General features: G+C 73.6%; 15 protein-coding genes. 4 read left to right on the forward strand and 11 right to left on the reverse strand.

Translation table 11 applies throughout. From position 1 onward, the window contains the following. Positions 1-62 precede the first annotated feature (62 nt). The 3 genes from H1226_RS19635 to pepE form a co-directional block, all read right to left on the reverse strand. The gene (locus H1226_RS19635) at positions 63-1,025 is read right to left on the reverse strand and encodes a DMT family transporter (protein ID WP_258342006.1); all 963 of its coding nucleotides are present in this window, start codon (positions 1,023-1,025) and stop codon (positions 63-65) included. After that, a complete protein-coding gene (locus H1226_RS19640) occupies positions 1,022-1,606 on the reverse strand; it encodes a TetR/AcrR family transcriptional regulator (protein WP_258342007.1) in 585 nt (194 codons plus the stop codon). The genes H1226_RS19635 and H1226_RS19640 overlap by 4 nt, the downstream gene beginning before the upstream one ends. Positions 1,607-1,729: 123 nt before the next feature. Continuing rightward, positions 1,730-2,458, reverse strand: coding sequence for a dipeptidase PepE (gene pepE, locus H1226_RS19645; RefSeq protein ID WP_309148744.1), 729 nt, complete (start codon positions 2,456-2,458; stop codon positions 1,730-1,732). A gap of 86 nt (positions 2,459-2,544) precedes the next feature. Here pepE and lhgO point away from each other — a divergent pair, with 86 nt between their 5' ends. After that, the gene (gene lhgO / locus H1226_RS19650) at positions 2,545-3,747 is read left to right on the forward strand and encodes an L-2-hydroxyglutarate oxidase (RefSeq protein ID WP_258342008.1); all 1,203 of its coding nucleotides are present in this window, start codon (positions 2,545-2,547) and stop codon (positions 3,745-3,747) included. 25 nt (positions 3,748-3,772) lie between these two features. Here the strand turns inward: lhgO and H1226_RS19655 are convergent, their stop codons facing one another. After that, positions 3,773-4,219 carry a phage holin family protein gene (locus H1226_RS19655; protein ID WP_224966848.1) on the reverse strand — a complete coding sequence of 149 codons (447 nt, stop codon included), beginning with the start codon at positions 4,217-4,219 and terminating at the stop codon, positions 3,773-3,775. A 94-nt stretch (positions 4,220-4,313) separates the two neighbouring features. Beyond that, complete coding sequence (locus H1226_RS19660) at positions 4,314-5,294, reverse strand: Ppx/GppA phosphatase family protein (protein WP_258342009.1); 981 nt, start codon at positions 5,292-5,294, stop codon at positions 4,314-4,316. A gap of 303 nt (positions 5,295-5,597) precedes the next feature. Here H1226_RS19660 and H1226_RS19665 point away from each other — a divergent pair, with 303 nt between their 5' ends. Continuing rightward, positions 5,598-6,644 carry an LLM class F420-dependent oxidoreductase gene (locus tag H1226_RS19665; RefSeq protein ID WP_258342010.1) on the forward strand — a complete coding sequence of 349 codons (1,047 nt, stop codon included), beginning with the start codon at positions 5,598-5,600 and terminating at the stop codon, positions 6,642-6,644. Between the two features lie 41 nt (positions 6,645-6,685). Here the strand turns inward: H1226_RS19665 and H1226_RS19670 are convergent, their stop codons facing one another. Beyond that, a complete protein-coding gene (locus H1226_RS19670) occupies positions 6,686-7,648 on the reverse strand; it encodes a D-2-hydroxyacid dehydrogenase family protein (protein WP_258342011.1) in 963 nt (320 codons plus the stop codon). Positions 7,649-7,767: 119 nt separating this feature from the next. Between H1226_RS19670 and H1226_RS19675 the strand changes: the two genes are divergently transcribed. Then, complete coding sequence (locus H1226_RS19675; RefSeq protein ID WP_224956260.1) at positions 7,768-8,550, forward strand: cupin domain-containing protein; 783 nt, start codon at positions 7,768-7,770, stop codon at positions 8,548-8,550. A 640-nt stretch (positions 8,551-9,190) separates the two neighbouring features. Further along, positions 9,191-9,478, forward strand: a complete 288-nt coding sequence (locus H1226_RS19680; protein WP_258342012.1) for a hypothetical protein — start codon at positions 9,191-9,193, stop codon at positions 9,476-9,478. Between the two features lie 73 nt (positions 9,479-9,551). Here the strand turns inward: H1226_RS19680 and H1226_RS19685 are convergent, their stop codons facing one another. The 5 genes from H1226_RS19685 to H1226_RS19705 all read right to left on the reverse strand — a co-directional run bounded on the left by H1226_RS19685 (position 9,552) and on the right by H1226_RS19705 (position 14,944). Further along, entirely contained in the window at positions 9,552-10,484 is a 933-nt protein-coding gene (locus H1226_RS19685) for a MaoC family dehydratase (RefSeq protein ID WP_258342013.1), read from the reverse strand. Positions 10,485-10,568: 84 nt separating this feature from the next. Continuing rightward, positions 10,569-11,273, reverse strand: a complete 705-nt coding sequence (locus H1226_RS19690) for a GntR family transcriptional regulator (protein WP_258342014.1) — start codon at positions 11,271-11,273, stop codon at positions 10,569-10,571. Between the two features lie 60 nt (positions 11,274-11,333). Beyond that, positions 11,334-12,344 (reverse strand): MaoC family dehydratase, encoded by a 1,011-nt coding sequence (locus H1226_RS19695; protein WP_258342015.1) that lies wholly within the window; start codon positions 12,342-12,344, stop codon positions 11,334-11,336. 24 nt (positions 12,345-12,368) lie between these two features. Further along, positions 12,369-13,556, reverse strand: a complete 1,188-nt coding sequence (locus tag H1226_RS19700) for a CaiB/BaiF CoA transferase family protein (RefSeq protein WP_258342016.1) — start codon at positions 13,554-13,556, stop codon at positions 12,369-12,371. Then, positions 13,553-14,944 carry an MFS transporter gene (locus H1226_RS19705; protein ID WP_258342017.1) on the reverse strand — a complete coding sequence of 464 codons (1,392 nt, stop codon included), beginning with the start codon at positions 14,942-14,944 and terminating at the stop codon, positions 13,553-13,555. The genes H1226_RS19700 and H1226_RS19705 overlap by 4 nt, the downstream gene beginning before the upstream one ends. Positions 14,945-15,251: the final 307 nt, after the last annotated feature.

Consider the following 15,251-nt stretch of genomic DNA (forward strand, 5'->3'; position numbering starts at 1 on the left):
GGGCCGGGCCTCGGCACGTCCGTCCACGATGGACACCCGGTCCGCCGGACGCGGGTCCGCGTTCAGTCCTCCGCTGCCGGGGACGGTGCCGGGTGCGCCGCCCGGCGTCGCCCGGTGACGAGCCGCGGGCGGGTTCCGGGCGTCGGGGCGGTGAGCACGACGAGGCAGCCGAGGACGAGGGCGATGCCGCCCCAGCCCGCGGCGGGCAGCCGTTCCCCGACGACGAGCACGGCGAGCACCGCGGCGACCGCCGGTTCCAGCAGCGACAGCGTGGTCGCGGTGCTCGCGGCGACGTGCCCGAGCCCCCAGCCGAACAGCAGGTAACCCAGGAACATCGGCACCAGCGCCAGGTACGCGCCGACCGCCGCGTTCGCCGCCGACGCGAGCAACGGCGCCCCGGTCGCCACCAGCACCGGCAGCAGCAGCACTCCGCCGAGCCCGAAGATGCCGCCCATCGCCACCGCGGACGAGACACCGCCGCTGATCAGCCGGTGCGCGGCCCACGAGTACGTCGCGTAGGTGCCCCCGGCCACCAGGCCGAGGACCACGCCCAGCGCGCTCCCCCACCCGGGCGCGACCGCGGCCGCGCCGCCTTCGGCGGCGCACAGCAGCACCGTCCCGGACAACCCGAGCCCCGCGCCGAGCAGCCAGCGGCGGCTCAGCCGCCGCCCGTCGACCACGCGCTCGACCAGCGCGGACGCCAGCGGCGCCGACCCGATCGACACCACGGTGCCCGCGGCGACCCCGGCCAGGTGCATCGAGCTGTAGAACGCCAGCGGGTAGACGGCGACCGCCACCGCGCCCAGCAGCACCGGTCCCGGCCGGGCGCGCAGCAGCCGCGCCCCGCGCACCAAGCGCGGGCCGGCGACCAGTGCTTGCAGCAGGCCGCCGGTGCCCATCGCGACGGCCCCGATCGCCAGCGGCCCCACGTCGGGCGCGAAGCTCGCCGCGGTCCCGGTCGTCGCCCACAGCACCGAGGCGAGCAGCACGGCCACCACTCCGAGCGAGCTGCCGTTGCGGCTCACAGCCGGTCCACCAGGTCCGCCGCCATCGTCCGCGCGTGCCGCAGCCGTTCCCCGTCGCCTTCGAGCCCGGCGCGGGCCATCGCGCCTTCGAGCAGGAACGCCAGGTGTTCGGCGGCGGCGCGCGCGTCCTCGGGCCGGTCGGGCAGCTGCTCGCCGAGGGCGTCGGCGAGCAGCGACTCGACCTCTTCCTTGTGCCTGCGCACCACCGCCCGGCCGTCGTGCCCGGCGGGCAGCTCGGCGGCCGCGTTGAGCAGCCCGCAGCCGCGGAACCCGTGCTCGTGGGCGAGTTCCGCGTGGTCCGCGTACGCGTCGAAGACGGCGAGCACCCGGCCGCGCGCGTCCGCGGCCCGCGCCAGCCGCCGCCGGTGCAGCTCCCGCCACTCGTCGTGCCGCGCTTCGAGGTAGGCGCGCACCAGGTCCGCCTTGGAGGAGAAGTTGTTGTAGAGGCTCATCTTCGCGACACCGGCTTCGGTGGTGATCGCGTCGATCCCCGTCGCGGACACCCCGTCCCGGTAGAAGCGGCGCGCCGCCGCCGCGAGCAACCGCTCGCGCGCGCTGTGCCGAGCACCCGCACCGACCACCGCGACCTCCTCGCCACCGCGACTGGGTAGACCAGTCTACCCAGCCAGTTGCCGAGGACCAGCTCGCCCCGGACGGCCGAGCACTCGACCGGACGACCTCGCGACGACCCGGACGATCGGCGATCAGCACAGGTCGTAGCGGGGGATGGTGCCGAGCAGGTGGGTCAGGTCGGTGCCGGGCGCGAGGTCCCGCGCCGGGGCGCGGCGGGTGAACAGCCGGGCCGCGTCGGCGCCGCCCAGCTCGGCGCGGCGACCGCGGACCCGCAGCCAGGCTCCTTCCCGCAGGGCGAGCACCGGGACGTCGTTGTGCTCCAGGAACTCGGCGATGCGCTCGTCGCGGGTCTCGCCGCGGTGCGTGCTCGCCGGGTCCGGCGGCAGGTAGTGCGGGTTGATCTGGAACGGCACCAGGCCGAGCGCGGCGAACGAGGCCGGTTGCACGATCGGCATGTCGTTGCTGGTGCGCAGGCTCGGGCAGGCCAGGTTGGTGCCCGCGCTGGAACCCAGGTACGGCACACCCGCCAGCACGGCGCGGCGCAGCGCGCGGACCAGGCCCTGCCGCTGCAAGGTCGCGAGCAGCCGGAACGTGTTGCCCCCACCCAGGAACACGGCTTCCGCCGACGCGATGGCGCGCACCGGATCGGTGGCGCGGTGCAGGCCGTCGACCTTGATCCCGGCGGAGCTGAGCACCGAGTGCGCGATGCGCGCGTAGTCGTCGAAGTCGCGGCGGGCGTAGGGGATGAACAGCATCCGCTCCCGGCCGGCCATCAGCTCCGCGATCGCGGGCAATGCGTGCCCGAGGAAGCCCGGCGACCCGTGCACCCGTGAGCTCGACAGCAGGAGCAGCTGCACCACGGCATTCCCTCCCCGCACCCGTGAACCGGAGCGAACCCTACCGCCGCCGCTGGAACCGGTGGGGCGGGACGGGCAGGATGACCGGCATGGCCGGAGACGAGGACGTGACGATCATCGGCGGCGGCATCGTGGGCCTGGCCACGGCGCGGGCGCTGGTCCGCGGGGGCGCGGCCGGGCGGATCGTGGTGCTGGAGAAGGAGCCGGCCGTGGGCGCGCACCAGAGCGGCCACAACTCCGGTGTGCTCCACAGTGGACTGTACTACCCGCCGGGCAGCGCGAAGGCGCGGTTCGCCCGCACTGGAGCGGAAGCGATGCACCGGTTCTGCGCCGAGCACGGGGTTCCGGTGCGGCGCACCGGCAAGCTCGTCGTGGCCACCCGGCCGGAGCAGCTGCCGCGGCTGGCCGAGCTCGCCCGCCGCGGCACCGCCAACGGCGTTCGCCTGTCCGAAGTGGACGGTTCGGCGATCGCCGAGCGGGAACCGCAGGTGCGCGGGCTGCGCGCGCTGCTGGTGCCGGACGCGGGGATCACCGACTTCGGCGCCGTCTGCGCTGCGCTGGCCGCGGAGCTCGCCGCCGACGGCGTCGAGGTCCGGGCCGGCTGCGAGCTGCGCTCGGTGCGCCGCGACGGCGACCGGCTCGTGCTGGGCACCACGACCGGCGAGGTGCGCACCCGGTTCGCGGTGAACTGCGCCGGGCTGCACAGCGACACCGTGGCGGAGCTCGCGGGCACCCGGCCGGCCGCGCGGATCCTGCCGTTCCGCGGCGAGTACTACGAGGCCGCGCCGGGGCGCCGCGACCTGGTGCGCGCGCTGGTCTACCCGGTGCCGGACCCGGCGTTCCCGTTCCTCGGCGTGCACTTCACGCGGATGGCCGACGGCGGGCTGCACGTGGGACCGAACGCGGTTCCGGCGCTGGCCCGCGAGGGCTACGACTGGCGGACCTGGTCGGCACCGCACCTGCGGCGGCTGCTGCGCGACCCGGCGTTGCGGGCGCTGGCGAAGCGCTACTGGCGGACCGGTGCGGCGGAGATCGCGCGCTCGGCGGTGAAACCGCTGTTCGTGCGGGCCGCGCGGGAGCTGCTGCCGGGGTTGCGCGGGACGGACCTGGTGCCCGCGCCCGCGGGGGTGCGGGCGCAGGCGGTGCGCCCGGACGGCACCCTCGTCGACGACTTCCTGGTGCACGAGGACGACCGCTGGGTGCACGTGCTCAACGCGCCCTCCCCGGCGGCGACCGCGTCGCTGCGCATCGGCGAGGACATCGCGGACCGGGTCGGCGCCAAGCTCGCCTAGGCCCGGCCCGCCGGACGCGTGCGGATCAGTAGTAGCCGCGATCCCGGTAGTCGCGGTACTCGCGGTACTCGCGCTCCCGGTTCTCCGCGGCGTTGATGCTGATCCGGCGCACCACGCCGTGCAGCACGCTGCTGACGATCGTCACGACCAGCGCGCCCCAGAACGCGGCCCAGAACCCGTCCACGTGGAACGGCATGTTCAGCTCGCCCGCCACGTACCCGGCGAGCCAGAACAGCAGCGCGTTCACCACCAGCCCGAACAGCCCGAGCGTGACCAGGTACAGCAGGCAGCCGAACGTCTTCGCGATCGGCTTCAGCACCGCGTTGATCACGCCGACCACGACCGCGACCACCAGCAGGGTGACGATCTTCGTTCCGGCGTCCGTGCTCGCGTCGCCGAGCTCGATGCCGGGCAGCGCGGTCGTCGCCCACACGGCGACCGCGGTGATCAGGATGTGTAGCAGGACCGTCACGAAGTGGCCTCCCGAGTTCGCCGTGGAGCCTTGCACGCTACCGTTCCGGCCCCGCCCGGGAACCGCCCACCGCGAGACGCGGGGATGCACCTGTTCAGGCGAACATCTCGTCGGTCAACCGGCGGATCGCCTCGGCGCGGGTGCACTGCCCGGCCCGCTCGTAGGCCTCGACGAAGCGGAAGACGAGCCCTTCGCGCAGCCCCCACGGGCACAGGTCGATCTCGTCGACGCCGAGGGCGCGCAGCAGCGAATCGGCGGTGATCGCGCCGGCGAGGATGCGCCGCGCCCTGCTGCGGGAGACGCCGGGGAGCTTGGCGCGCTCGGCCTGGCCGAGTTCGGCGAGCTGCGGGATCCACCGGGTCAGGTTCGTGCGCGCCAGGGTGTCCGGGTGCCGCACCAGCCGCTTCGACGAGCTCGCGGCGAGCACCGCCAGCTGCCGCAGCACCTTCGACTGGCCGACGGGCTGGCCGAGCCTGCGCCCGCGGAACGGGGCCAGCTCGACCGGGGCGACCGCTTCGACGGCCGCGTACAGGGCGGCGACCTGCTCCGGCGGCGGCGGGTCGGCGGGCAGGTGTTCGCGGGTGAGCCGGGCGGCGCCCAGCGGCATCGACACCACTTCGTCCGGGTAGGGACCGGATCCGGTGGCGACCTCGGCGGTGCCGCCACCGATGTCGATGGTGGTCAGCGGGGTGTCCTCGCGGCCGTGCCAGCGACGGGCCGCGTGGTAGCAGAGCGCGGCTTCGGCGTGCGGGGTCATCGAGCCGATGCGGGTGCCCGCGGCGTCGGCGAGGCGGGCGCGCAGCTCGGTGCCGTTGGTGGCGTCGCGCACCGCGGCGGTGCCGAACGCGACGAGCGGTCCGCGCAGGTCGGTGCCGACGGCGCGCACGCAGCACGCGACGGCGCGAGCGGCCTGCTCGATGCCCTCCTCGGTCACCGAGCCGTCGGCGAGGGTGTTCTCGCCGAGGCGGGTGCGCTCCTTGTGGCTCCAGGAGGCGCGGGGCAGCCTGCCGCGGTCGAGGTCGACCAGTTCCAGCCGCGCCGCGGTGGAACCGATGTCGAGGAGTCCGAGCTTCATACCACCCTCACGTGTAGTCCGGACGGGCCTTCGAGGCGTAGGACGTTCCTCCAGGAGCAGCAGCGCAGAACCATCGGCATGGCCGAATCATGCCGTATGCACAGGTTTTGTTCATCGCCCGTTCGGACTTTCTTGATCCGTAATTGATGTCACTGGTACATGAGCACTTCCGATGTCACACCAGGTGGTGTTACAAAGGAGTCACCCCTGACCGCTACCAAGCGGTAACCTCGGGGCGACCAGGTGCTGCGGCTGGAACGCGAGGTGCGCCCACCCGCAACGTCAGCGACGGAGAGGACCACCATGCGCATCGGGATGCCGCTGAACTACAGCGGAGGCTTCAAGGAGACCGTCGACGAACTGGCCACCTACGAGAAGGCCGGACTCGACATCGTCTACGTAGCCGAAGCCTACTCGTTCGACGCGGTCAGCCAGATGGGCTTCATCGCCGCCCGCACCGAACGGCTCCAGATCGCCTCCGGGATCCTGCAGATCTACACCCGCACGCCCACCCTCACCGCGATGACCGCGGCCGGGCTGGACTTCGTCTCGGACGGCCGGTTCACCCTGGGCATCGGCGCCTCCGGGCCGCAGGTCATCGAAGGCTTCCACGGCGTGCCCTACGACGCGCCGCTGGGCCGCACCCGCGAACTGGTCGACATCTGCCGCCAGGTGTGGCGCCGCGAACGCGTGCAGCACGACGGCAAGCACTACCAGATCCCGCTGCCCGAAGGCCAGGGCACCGGGCTGGGCAAGCCGCTGAAGCTCATCAACCACCCGGTGCGCCCGAACATCCCGATCATGGTCGCGGCGATCGGCCCGAAGAACGTCGCGATGGTCGCCGAGATCGCCGAGGCGTGGGAACCGATCTTCTACGTCCCCGAGAAGGCCCACGAGGTCTGGGGCGAATCGCTGGCCGCCGGCAAGGCCAAGCGCGACCCCGAGCTCGGCGAGCTCGACGTCGTCGGTCAGGCCCCGCTGGCCATCGGCGACGACGTGGAGGCGCTCGTCGACTCGATGCGCCCGATGCTCGCCCTCTACATCGGCGGCATGGGTGCCAAGGGCAAGAACTTCTACAACGACCTCGCCCGCCGCTACGGCTACGAGGCCGAGGCCGAGGAGATCCAGGACCTCTACCTGGACGGCAAGAAGGACGAGGCCGCGGCGAAGGTGCCGGACGAGCTGGTCGCCGCCAGCACCCTCATCGGCTCCGAGGGCCACGTGCGGGAACGCCTCGCCGCGTTCAAGGAGTCGGGCGTGACCACGATGAACGTGACGCCGCTCGCCGGGTCCTTCGAGGAGCGCACCGAGCTGATCGAGAAGATCCGCGGCATCGCCGACGACCTCTGATCCGCCCCGCGGCCGGGCGCACCCGCCCGGCCGCGGCCCGGTCAGCCGTTGAGCACCCGCACCGGCGCCCCGTCCAGGAAGGCGCGCACGTCGGCCACCGTCTCGGCGTAGAACGTCCGGTAGGTGCCCTCGGTCACGTAGCCGACGTGCGGGGTGAGCACGGTGCGCGGCGTGGTCCGCCACGGGTCGCCTGCGGGCAGCGGCTCGGTCCCGTACACGTCGAGGCCCGCCCCGGCGAGCCGTCCCGCGTGCAGCGCCTCGCGCAGCGCCGCCTCGTCCACGATCGGCCCGCGCGAGGTGTTCACCAGGTACGCGGTGGGCCGCATCAGCGCCAGCTCCGCCGCGCCGACCAGTCCGCGGGTGCGCTCGCTGAGCACCGTGTGCACGGTGAGCACGTCGGAGCCGCGGAACAGCTCCTCCTTCTCCACCCGGCGCGCCCCGGCCTCCGCGGCGGCCTCCGCGGTGAGGTTCCGGCTCCACGCGATGACGTCCATGCCGAACGCGGCGCCGACCTTCGCGACCTGGCTGCCGAGCCTGCCCAGCCCGAGCACGCCCAGCGTGCGCCCGGCCAGCTCGAACCCGACGCCGCGCTGCCAGCCGCCGTCCCGGATCGCGCGGTCCTGCTCCGGGATCTGCCGGGTGACCGCGATGATCAGGCCCCAGGTGAGCTCCGCCGTCGGTCCCCACGCCCGGTCCGGTGCGGCGCCGCTGCCCGTCCCGCACACGGTGATGCCGAGCTCGGCAGCCGCGTCCAAGTCGATCGACGCGTTCCGCATGCCGGTGGTGACCAGCAGCTTCAGCTGCGGCAGCGCGGCCAGCACCTCCCGCGGGAACGGGGTCCGCTCCCGCATCGCGGCGATCACGTCGAACGGGGCGAGCCGCCGCACCAGCTCCGCGCGATCAGCGGGGGTGTCGTGGAAGAACTCGACCTGCGCGGGCAGCGAGTCCCAGTCCGCGTAGTCCCGCGCGACCTCCTGGTAGTCATCGAGCACCGCGATGCGCATGCACTCCTCCTTCGACGGCGTCCGGCGCGATCGTAGTGCGGCCGCCCGGCGGGGTGATCGACCCGCGGGGCGGGGCGCGCGACCTGACAACGCGCGGTGCGGACAGGCAGACTGCCGACGTGACTCGATCCAGACTGCTGCACCTGCTGCCGTTGAGCGCGTTCCACGCGGCCGCGGACCACATCGGCTCCCCCTCGCTGGAGACCGACGGGTTCGTGCACTGCTCGCCGGACATGGCCACGGCGCTGGCGGTCGCCAACGCGCTGTACGCGGACGCGGACGAGCAGCTGGTGGCGCTGGAACTCGATCCGCGGCGGCTGTCCGCTCCGGTGCGCTGGGAGGCGGCGGCACCGCACCCGCCGGCCGGGGTCGCCGCCGACGTGCTGTTCCCGCACGTCTACGGCTCGCTGGAGCGCTCGGCGGTGATCGGCCTGCACTACGCGCGGCGCGACGTGCGCGGCCGGTTCGCGGCGCTGGAGACGCGCAGCCGCACCGCGGAGGAGCTGAACCTGCTGCCGCACCCGGAGGGCGGCTGGTTCCGGCGGACCTGGACCAGCGACGTCGAGGTGACGCCCGACGAGCGGGGCACCCGGCCGACCGCGACGGCGATCTACTACCTGCTCTCCGCCGGGCACACCTCGGAGTGGCACCGGATCGGTTCGGCCGAGCTGTGGCTGTGGCACCGGGGCGGCCCGCTGACGCTGGTGCTGGGCGGGGACGGCGACGCGCCCGCCGAGCAGCCGCGCAACCACGTGCTGGGCGCGGGCGCCGGGCAGGACCCTCAGGTCCTGGTGCCCGCCGGGACGTGGCAGCGGGCGGTGGCCTCGGCGACGGTGGAGTCGCTGGCGACCTGCGTCGTCTCGCCCGGGTTCGACTTCGCGGACTTCAGCACGCCCGGCTGAGGCTCGGCGGCGGCCTGCGCGGGCACCCGCTGCTCCGGTTCGGGCCGCAGCACGGCGACCCGTTCGGGCGTGGTCTCGGCGGGCTCCGGTTCGACGCCGAGCCGGCGGTCGGGCACCGGACGCGGTCGTCCCCCGAGCAGGTGTTCCTCGAACCAGCACAGGGCGATCAGCGATCCGATGATCGTTCCGATGGCCACCGAAGCCACCAGCGCGAAGACCGCCAACGTGTTCAGCACCGACCTCACCCCCGAGAGAAACGCGTGCACGGCACCGGGTTCTCGTCCGGCGCGCGCCGGCGACGAGGACCTCGCCGGAATTCACCGTAGGGCGGGGCCCCGAACGGTGCCGGACGCCGGACCGGGTGCCCTCCGATCGAGGGAATTAAGTGCCGGGGAGGTGTCGGGTGCGCCCCTCTCCCGAGCGATCAGACGAACGTGGCGAACGCCCTTGATCAGGCAATTCGACCATAGGCGGCGCTACTATCGGGTGAAGGTGCGCGCCTTGCGGTGCCGCGGCGACCCGTAGTCACCGCTTCCACCCGAAGTCGTGATCGTTGCGCGGTTCGGGACAACGGGAACCGGGTGGCGCGCGTGCGCACAGTGGTCGCCACGATCGGACAGCAACGCGTCGGGAGGTAGCGGTGAAGGGCTACGCGGTGCACCTGCTCTTCCACGCGCTCGCCGTGCTCTGCGGCGCGGCGCTGGGGATCGCCGGCACGTTGTGGTGGGTCGGCGGCGCCCCGCCGGTGCTGTGGGCGGCGCTGGCCGCGCTGGTGCTCGGCGTCGTGGTGCTGGTGGTGCAGGGCCGCCAGCTCGCCGCCGAGCCCCGTCCGGCCCGCCCGGCGGCGGAACCCCGGCCGCGGCAGGGCACCCGGCCGGAGCTGGCGGCGACGGCCGTTCGCGACCCCGACGACCGCTGGCGCGGCTGACCCGGCACCGTTCCGCACGAGGTGCCGGCCCGACCGACCGCGGGGCCGGCGGGCCGCCCACCCGCGCGGTGGATCAGCGCAGCGGGGCGTGGGCCCAGCCGACGGCGGTCTTCACCCCGTCCACGTTCTCCACCCAGACCTCGCTCTCCAGGTGCCGCTGCCCCTCGTGCTCGATGGCGCCCAGCACCGCGCCGCGGGCGGTGACCTCCTCGTCCACGTAGAACGGGTGCACGAACTTCACCGCCAGGTGCCCGCCGTCGATCCACGCGCCGCCGTGGAACGCGGTGAGCATCTCGGAGAGGTAGCCGACCTGCTGCATCGCCTGGGCGACGGTGCGGTCCATCCCGGAGCGCCGCGCGCCCGCCGCATCGGTGTGGATGTTGGAGAACCCGCGGCCGCCCCAGGAGAAGACGTACATCTGCTCCTGCGAGATCTTCTTGCGCACCGGCCGGATCGGGGTCCGCTCGTCGAGGTCCCCGCTCGCCGCGGCGGCCGGGGCGACGTCGAGGAGCTCACCGGTGACCAGCCGGGACGGGGCCGGCGCGGTGCTGCCGCCCACGACGTCGGCGGCGTGCACCCGCATGATCTCGGTGCCGCGGTGGCGCAGCAGCAGCCTGCCGTCGGCACCGCGCGCTTCGGCCTCCATCACGACGTAGCCGTTGCCGCGCCGCACCTCGGTGTGCACGTACCGGCCGCTGAGGGTGACGGTCTCGCCGATCACGACCGGCGAGTGCAGCGAGAGCTCCTCGTGGGTGTGCAGCCCGCGCGCCGTGTTGCCGTCGTAGGCGGCGTAGAACAGGAACAGCAGCTCGTTGGACAGCACCGCGGGACTGGCCGCCGGTCGCCCGTCCGCGTCGGTGAGCCGCCCGGCTCCGTCGTCGTCCTGGGCGAAGGCGTAGTTGCGCACCATCCGCTCGTCGACGACCACGTCGAACGGGCCGAACACCTCCGGGACCTCGATGTTCTCGAAGATCGCTTCCTTGGTTCCGGTCCACCACCGGTTCATGGCCAGCTCCTCTGGGCGTGGGGCATCGCCGTCCCGCGGCGGGCGGGACGTGGCGACGGGGTGCGCGGCTCGTGCCGCGAAGGGTCAGGTGTCGAGCCGGACGACGAACGGGAATTCCGGCCGGGTCCAGCTCCGGGCGTGCTCGACGGCGCGCCCGGTGTCGTCGTGCGTGGTCCGGTGCGCCTCCACCAGCGGGGCGCGCACGGCCACCTCCAGCAGGCCGGCGAGCTCCTTCGTCGCGGCGCAGGCGGTGATCTCCTGCTCGGCCCAGCTGACCGCGATGCCGCAGCGCTCGGCGAGGGTGCGGTACAGCGAGCCCGCGACCAGCTCGGCGCGGGCGAGCCCGGGAGCGGCGGCGACCGGCACCCAGGACTCCTGCACGGCCGCGGGCGTTCCGTCGACGGTGCGGAGCCGGAGGAGCCGGACCGCTTCCGCCGCATCGTCGAGGTCGAGGACCTCGGCGATCTCGCGCGGCGGGACGAGCACGGCGCGGCGGATCTCGGTGGTGACCACGTCCTCGGTGACCTCGTCACCGAAGGGCACCAGCCGGTTCAACCGCCGGGACCGGGCGCGCCGCGGGGCCACGAAGCTGCCCGCGCCGCGCCTGCGCACCACCAGCCGTTCCCGCACCAGCGCGTCGAAGGCCTGCCGGACCGTCATGCGGCTGACGCCGTAGCGCTCGGCGAGTTCCTTCTCGCTCGGCAGCCGGCTCTCGGGGGCGAGCGCGCCGGTGTTGATCCGGTCGAGCAGGTCGTCTCGGATGACCTCGTACATCGGGCGCGTGGCCACGGCGGGGAACTCCTCGGGGTGGTGTGATCGGCTCTCAGGGTATCCGCCCGGTGCGGACGCTCAGGTCCGCCGCGGGGCGGTTGCGGGTGCTTCGGCGCGCGCCCAGCCGACGGTGCTGAGCTTGCCGTCGGCGCGGCGCACCCACACCTCGACGTCGATCGCGAGGCGCCCGGGGCCCGCTTCCCGCACGGCCGTGACGGCACCGCCCACCTCCAGGGGTTCGAAGACCTCGACGGGATTGATGAACTTGACCCGCAGCCATCCACCGGTGAACAGGTCGGCGCCGAAGAAGCGGGTGAGCATCCCGGTGATCAGCCCGCACTGCTGCTGGCCCTGCACGATGGGGATGCGCAGCCCTGCCTCCCTGGCCACGGCCAGGTCGCTGTGGGTGTTGCGGACGTACTCGCCGCAGCGGGAGAACACCGACGCCTGCTCCTGCGTGATCGTGACGTGCAGCGGCGGCAGCGGCGCCCCGGGCCGCACGGTCGGCGTTCCGGCGACCGCGGTGGGGGCGTCCGGGTCGAAGGTGCCGTCGACGGTCCCGGCCGTGCCGCCGCCACCGGTCCGGTTGCGGCCTGCGACGTCGCCGGGCCGGGTGCGCAGGATCTCGACGCCGCGGTGCCGCAGGATGCCGCGTCCGTCGGCGGCGGTGGCGCTCGCCTCCATCACCACGTAGTCCTGGCCGCGCCGGGTGTAGGAGTCCACGTAGGACCCGGCCAGCACCACCTCCTCGTCGAGGTGCGCGGGCCCGTCGAACCACAGCTGCTCCTCGGTGTGCAGCCCGACGGTGCGGCTCGCCCGGTAGGCGGTGGTGAACAGCTGCACGAGGTCGTTGGACAGCAGCCCCGCGTGCGCGATGCGGCCGCCGAACGGGCTCGGGCCGAAGTGCCACGGGTGGTGGTCGTCCTGGGTGAACGCGTACCGCTTGATCTTGTGGTCGTCGACGAGGACGGTGACGGGCCCGAAGTGCTCCGGGATGCTCAGGTTCTCGAAGACCGGTTCCTTGAGCCCGGCCTCGTGGTCCACGCCGTGGGCGACCGCGCGCGGATCGGTCAGATCTCGCCAGGTCATGCGGTTCTCGCTTCCTGTCGGGGGTCAGATCACGCCGTCGGCGCGCAGCGCGGCGAGCTCGTCGGCGTCCAGGCCCAGCAGTCGGGAGTAGACCTCGGCGTTGTCCTCGCCGGGCAGCGGCGGTGCTTTGCGGACCGAGCCGGGCGTGCCGCCGAGCTTGAGGGCGAGCCCGGGCAGCACGAGGGTGCCGAGCTCGGGGTGCTCCACCTCGATCATCATGTCCCTGGCCCGCACCTGCGCCGAGTCGGTCGCCTCGGCGACGCTGTTGACCGGGGAGTACGGCACGCCCGCCGCGGCGAGCAGCGCCCCGATCCGCTCCGAGGTGTGCCGCCGGGTGAAGCCGCGCACCACGTCGTCCAGCGCTTCGACGTGCACCAACCGGGCTTCCTGGTCGGCGAACCGCGGGTCGCCGGTCAGCTCGGGCATCCCCATCGCGGCGGCGAGCCGCGGGAACAGCGCGTCGGTGCCCGCGTGCAGGTACAGGTACCCGTCGGCGGTGGGATAGGCGTTGGCGGGCACCGTGATGTGGTCCCGGTTGCCGGTGCGCCCGACCTCCTCGCCGAGCATCCGCCAAGCCGCGGGCAGCGTGCCCATGCAGGAGAACAGCGCGTCCAGGCAGGAGATGTCGACGTGCTGCCCGTCGCCGGTGCGGGCGCGGGCGGCGAGCGCCATCATCGCGCCCATCACGCCGTGGAAGGCGGCGATGTGGTCGGCGACGAACGCCCCGGCCATCGTGGGCGGGCCGTCGGGGGTGCCGGTCATGCTCATCAGCCCGGAGGCGGCCTGCGCGATCGCGTCGAACAGGGCGCGCTCCCGGTTGGGGCCGGTCTGGCCGAACCCGGAGATCGACACGAGGACGGCGCGCGGGTTGAGCTCGTGGATCCGCTCCCAGCCGAGTCCCATCTTCGCGAGCGTTCCGGGCCGGAAGTTCTCCACCACGACGTCGCTGCCGCGCACGAGTTCGTCCAGCACTCCCAGCGCTTTCGGGTGCCGGGTGTCGAGGGTGACGCCGTGCTTGCTGCGGTTGTAGTTGAGCGTGTAGAGGCTGTGCCCGCGGTGGTGCGGCACGTTGCGCCGCGAGTCCTCGCCGCCGGGCCGCTCGACCTTGACGACCTCCGCCCCCATGTCGCCGAGGATCTGGCAGCACAGCGGTCCGGCAATGAACCGGGACAGGTCGAGCACGCGCAGCCCGTCCAGCGGTGGCGCGGTCATCGCACTCCTCCCCCGTAGACGGCGGGAGCGGCGGCGGGTGCGTCGGTGCCGCCGGTGCCGTCGATGTCGAGCCTGCTGGTCTCCGGCGCCAGCCACGCGCACACCAGTCCGATGAGGACGAAGCCGCCGGTGATCGCGGCGACCGGCCACGGGTCACCACCGGTGGCCAGCAGCAGCGCGGTGGAGGCGGCGGGCCACAGCCCGATCAGGATGCCGGGCAGCTGCGCGGCCAGCGAGATGCCGGTGTAGCGGACCTTGGTGCCGAACAGCTCCGCGAAGAACGCCGGTTCCACCCCGTACATCGGTCCGACGGAGAGCACGTAGAAGCCCACGTAGACCACGAACATCAGCGCGACCGACCCGGTGTCGAGCGCCCAGAAGAACGGGAACACCAGCACCAGCCCGGCGACGGCGCCGAACGCGAACACGGCGCGCCTGCCCCAGCGGTCGGAGGCGAGGCCGGAGGCGCCGTAGCCGAACAGCGCGAGCACCGCGGCGACCGTCCCGGCCAGCAGCACGTCGGTCTCGGGCAGGTCGGTGTAGCTCTTGGCGTAGGCCAGCCCGATGGTGAGGATGAGGTACCCGGCGAAGACCTCGCCGAGCCGCATCCCCATCGCCAGCAGCAGCGGCCGCCGGAAGTGCCGCAGCACCTGGCCGAGCGGCGGCTTCTCCGCCGCGTCGGCGTCGGCGTCGAGGCTGCGCTGCGCGGCCTGGAAGGCGGGCGTCTCGGTGAGCTTGAGCCGGATGACCATGCCCAGCGCGATCAGCACCCCGCTGAGCAGGAACGGCACCCGCCAGCCCCAGGACAGCAGCTGCGGTTCGGGCAGCGTGGACACCCAGGCGAAGACGCCGGTGCTCAGCACGAGTCCGACGGCGTTGCCGATCTGCGGGAAGGTGCCGTAGAGGCCGCGCTTGCCCGGGGGCGCGAACTCGACGGCGACCAGCGAGGCCCCACCCCACTCGCCGCCGACGCCGAGCCCCTGCACCAGGCGGCACAGCACCAGCAGCACCGGTGCCCAGATCCCGATGACCGCGGCGGTGGGCAGCAGCCCGATGAGGAACGTCGCCGTCCCCATCATCAGCAGCGTGGTGACCAGTGCGGCCTTCCGGCCGATCTTGTCGCCGAGATGCCCGAACACGATGCCGCCGACGGGGCGGGCGAAGAAGCCGACGCCGAACACCGCGAACGCGGACAGGGTGCCGACGACCGGGTCGTCGCCGGGGAAGAACAGCGTGCCGAACACCAGCGCGGAGGCGGTGCCGAAGATGAAGTAGTCGTACCACTCCACGGCGGTCCCGACGAGGCTGGCGAACGCCGCGCGCCGCGCCAGCCGCCGCCGGTCGGGGGCGTGCTCCGGTGGGGAGGTGGGTGGTGGGCCACTGACCATGTGCTGACTCCGTTGTCGCTGTGGTTCAGGTGTCGTCGGCCGGTCCGGTCGCGGCAGGCGCGCGCGTCCGGTGCCTGCGCCGCGGAGCGCGCCGGGATCTCCGCTGGTCGTGCGCGGGGTGCTCGACGATGCCCGGTCATCGCACCGAACAAAAGACTAGACAACTAGCCGTTTCGAGCTACAGTAAAGCCCGGCGCACCGCCCCGGTCAAGAGGCGACCCGCCCGGCGCGAGCCGGCCGAGGAGGAACCCCGCGCACCCCCTGGAGATCCGGACACCGGCCGGGGCGGAGCCGGGACGCGAACCCG

The sequence above is a fragment of the Saccharopolyspora gregorii genome (genome assembly GCF_024734405.1).
Lineage (GTDB): Bacteria > Actinomycetota > Actinomycetes > Mycobacteriales > Pseudonocardiaceae > Saccharopolyspora_C > Saccharopolyspora_C gregorii.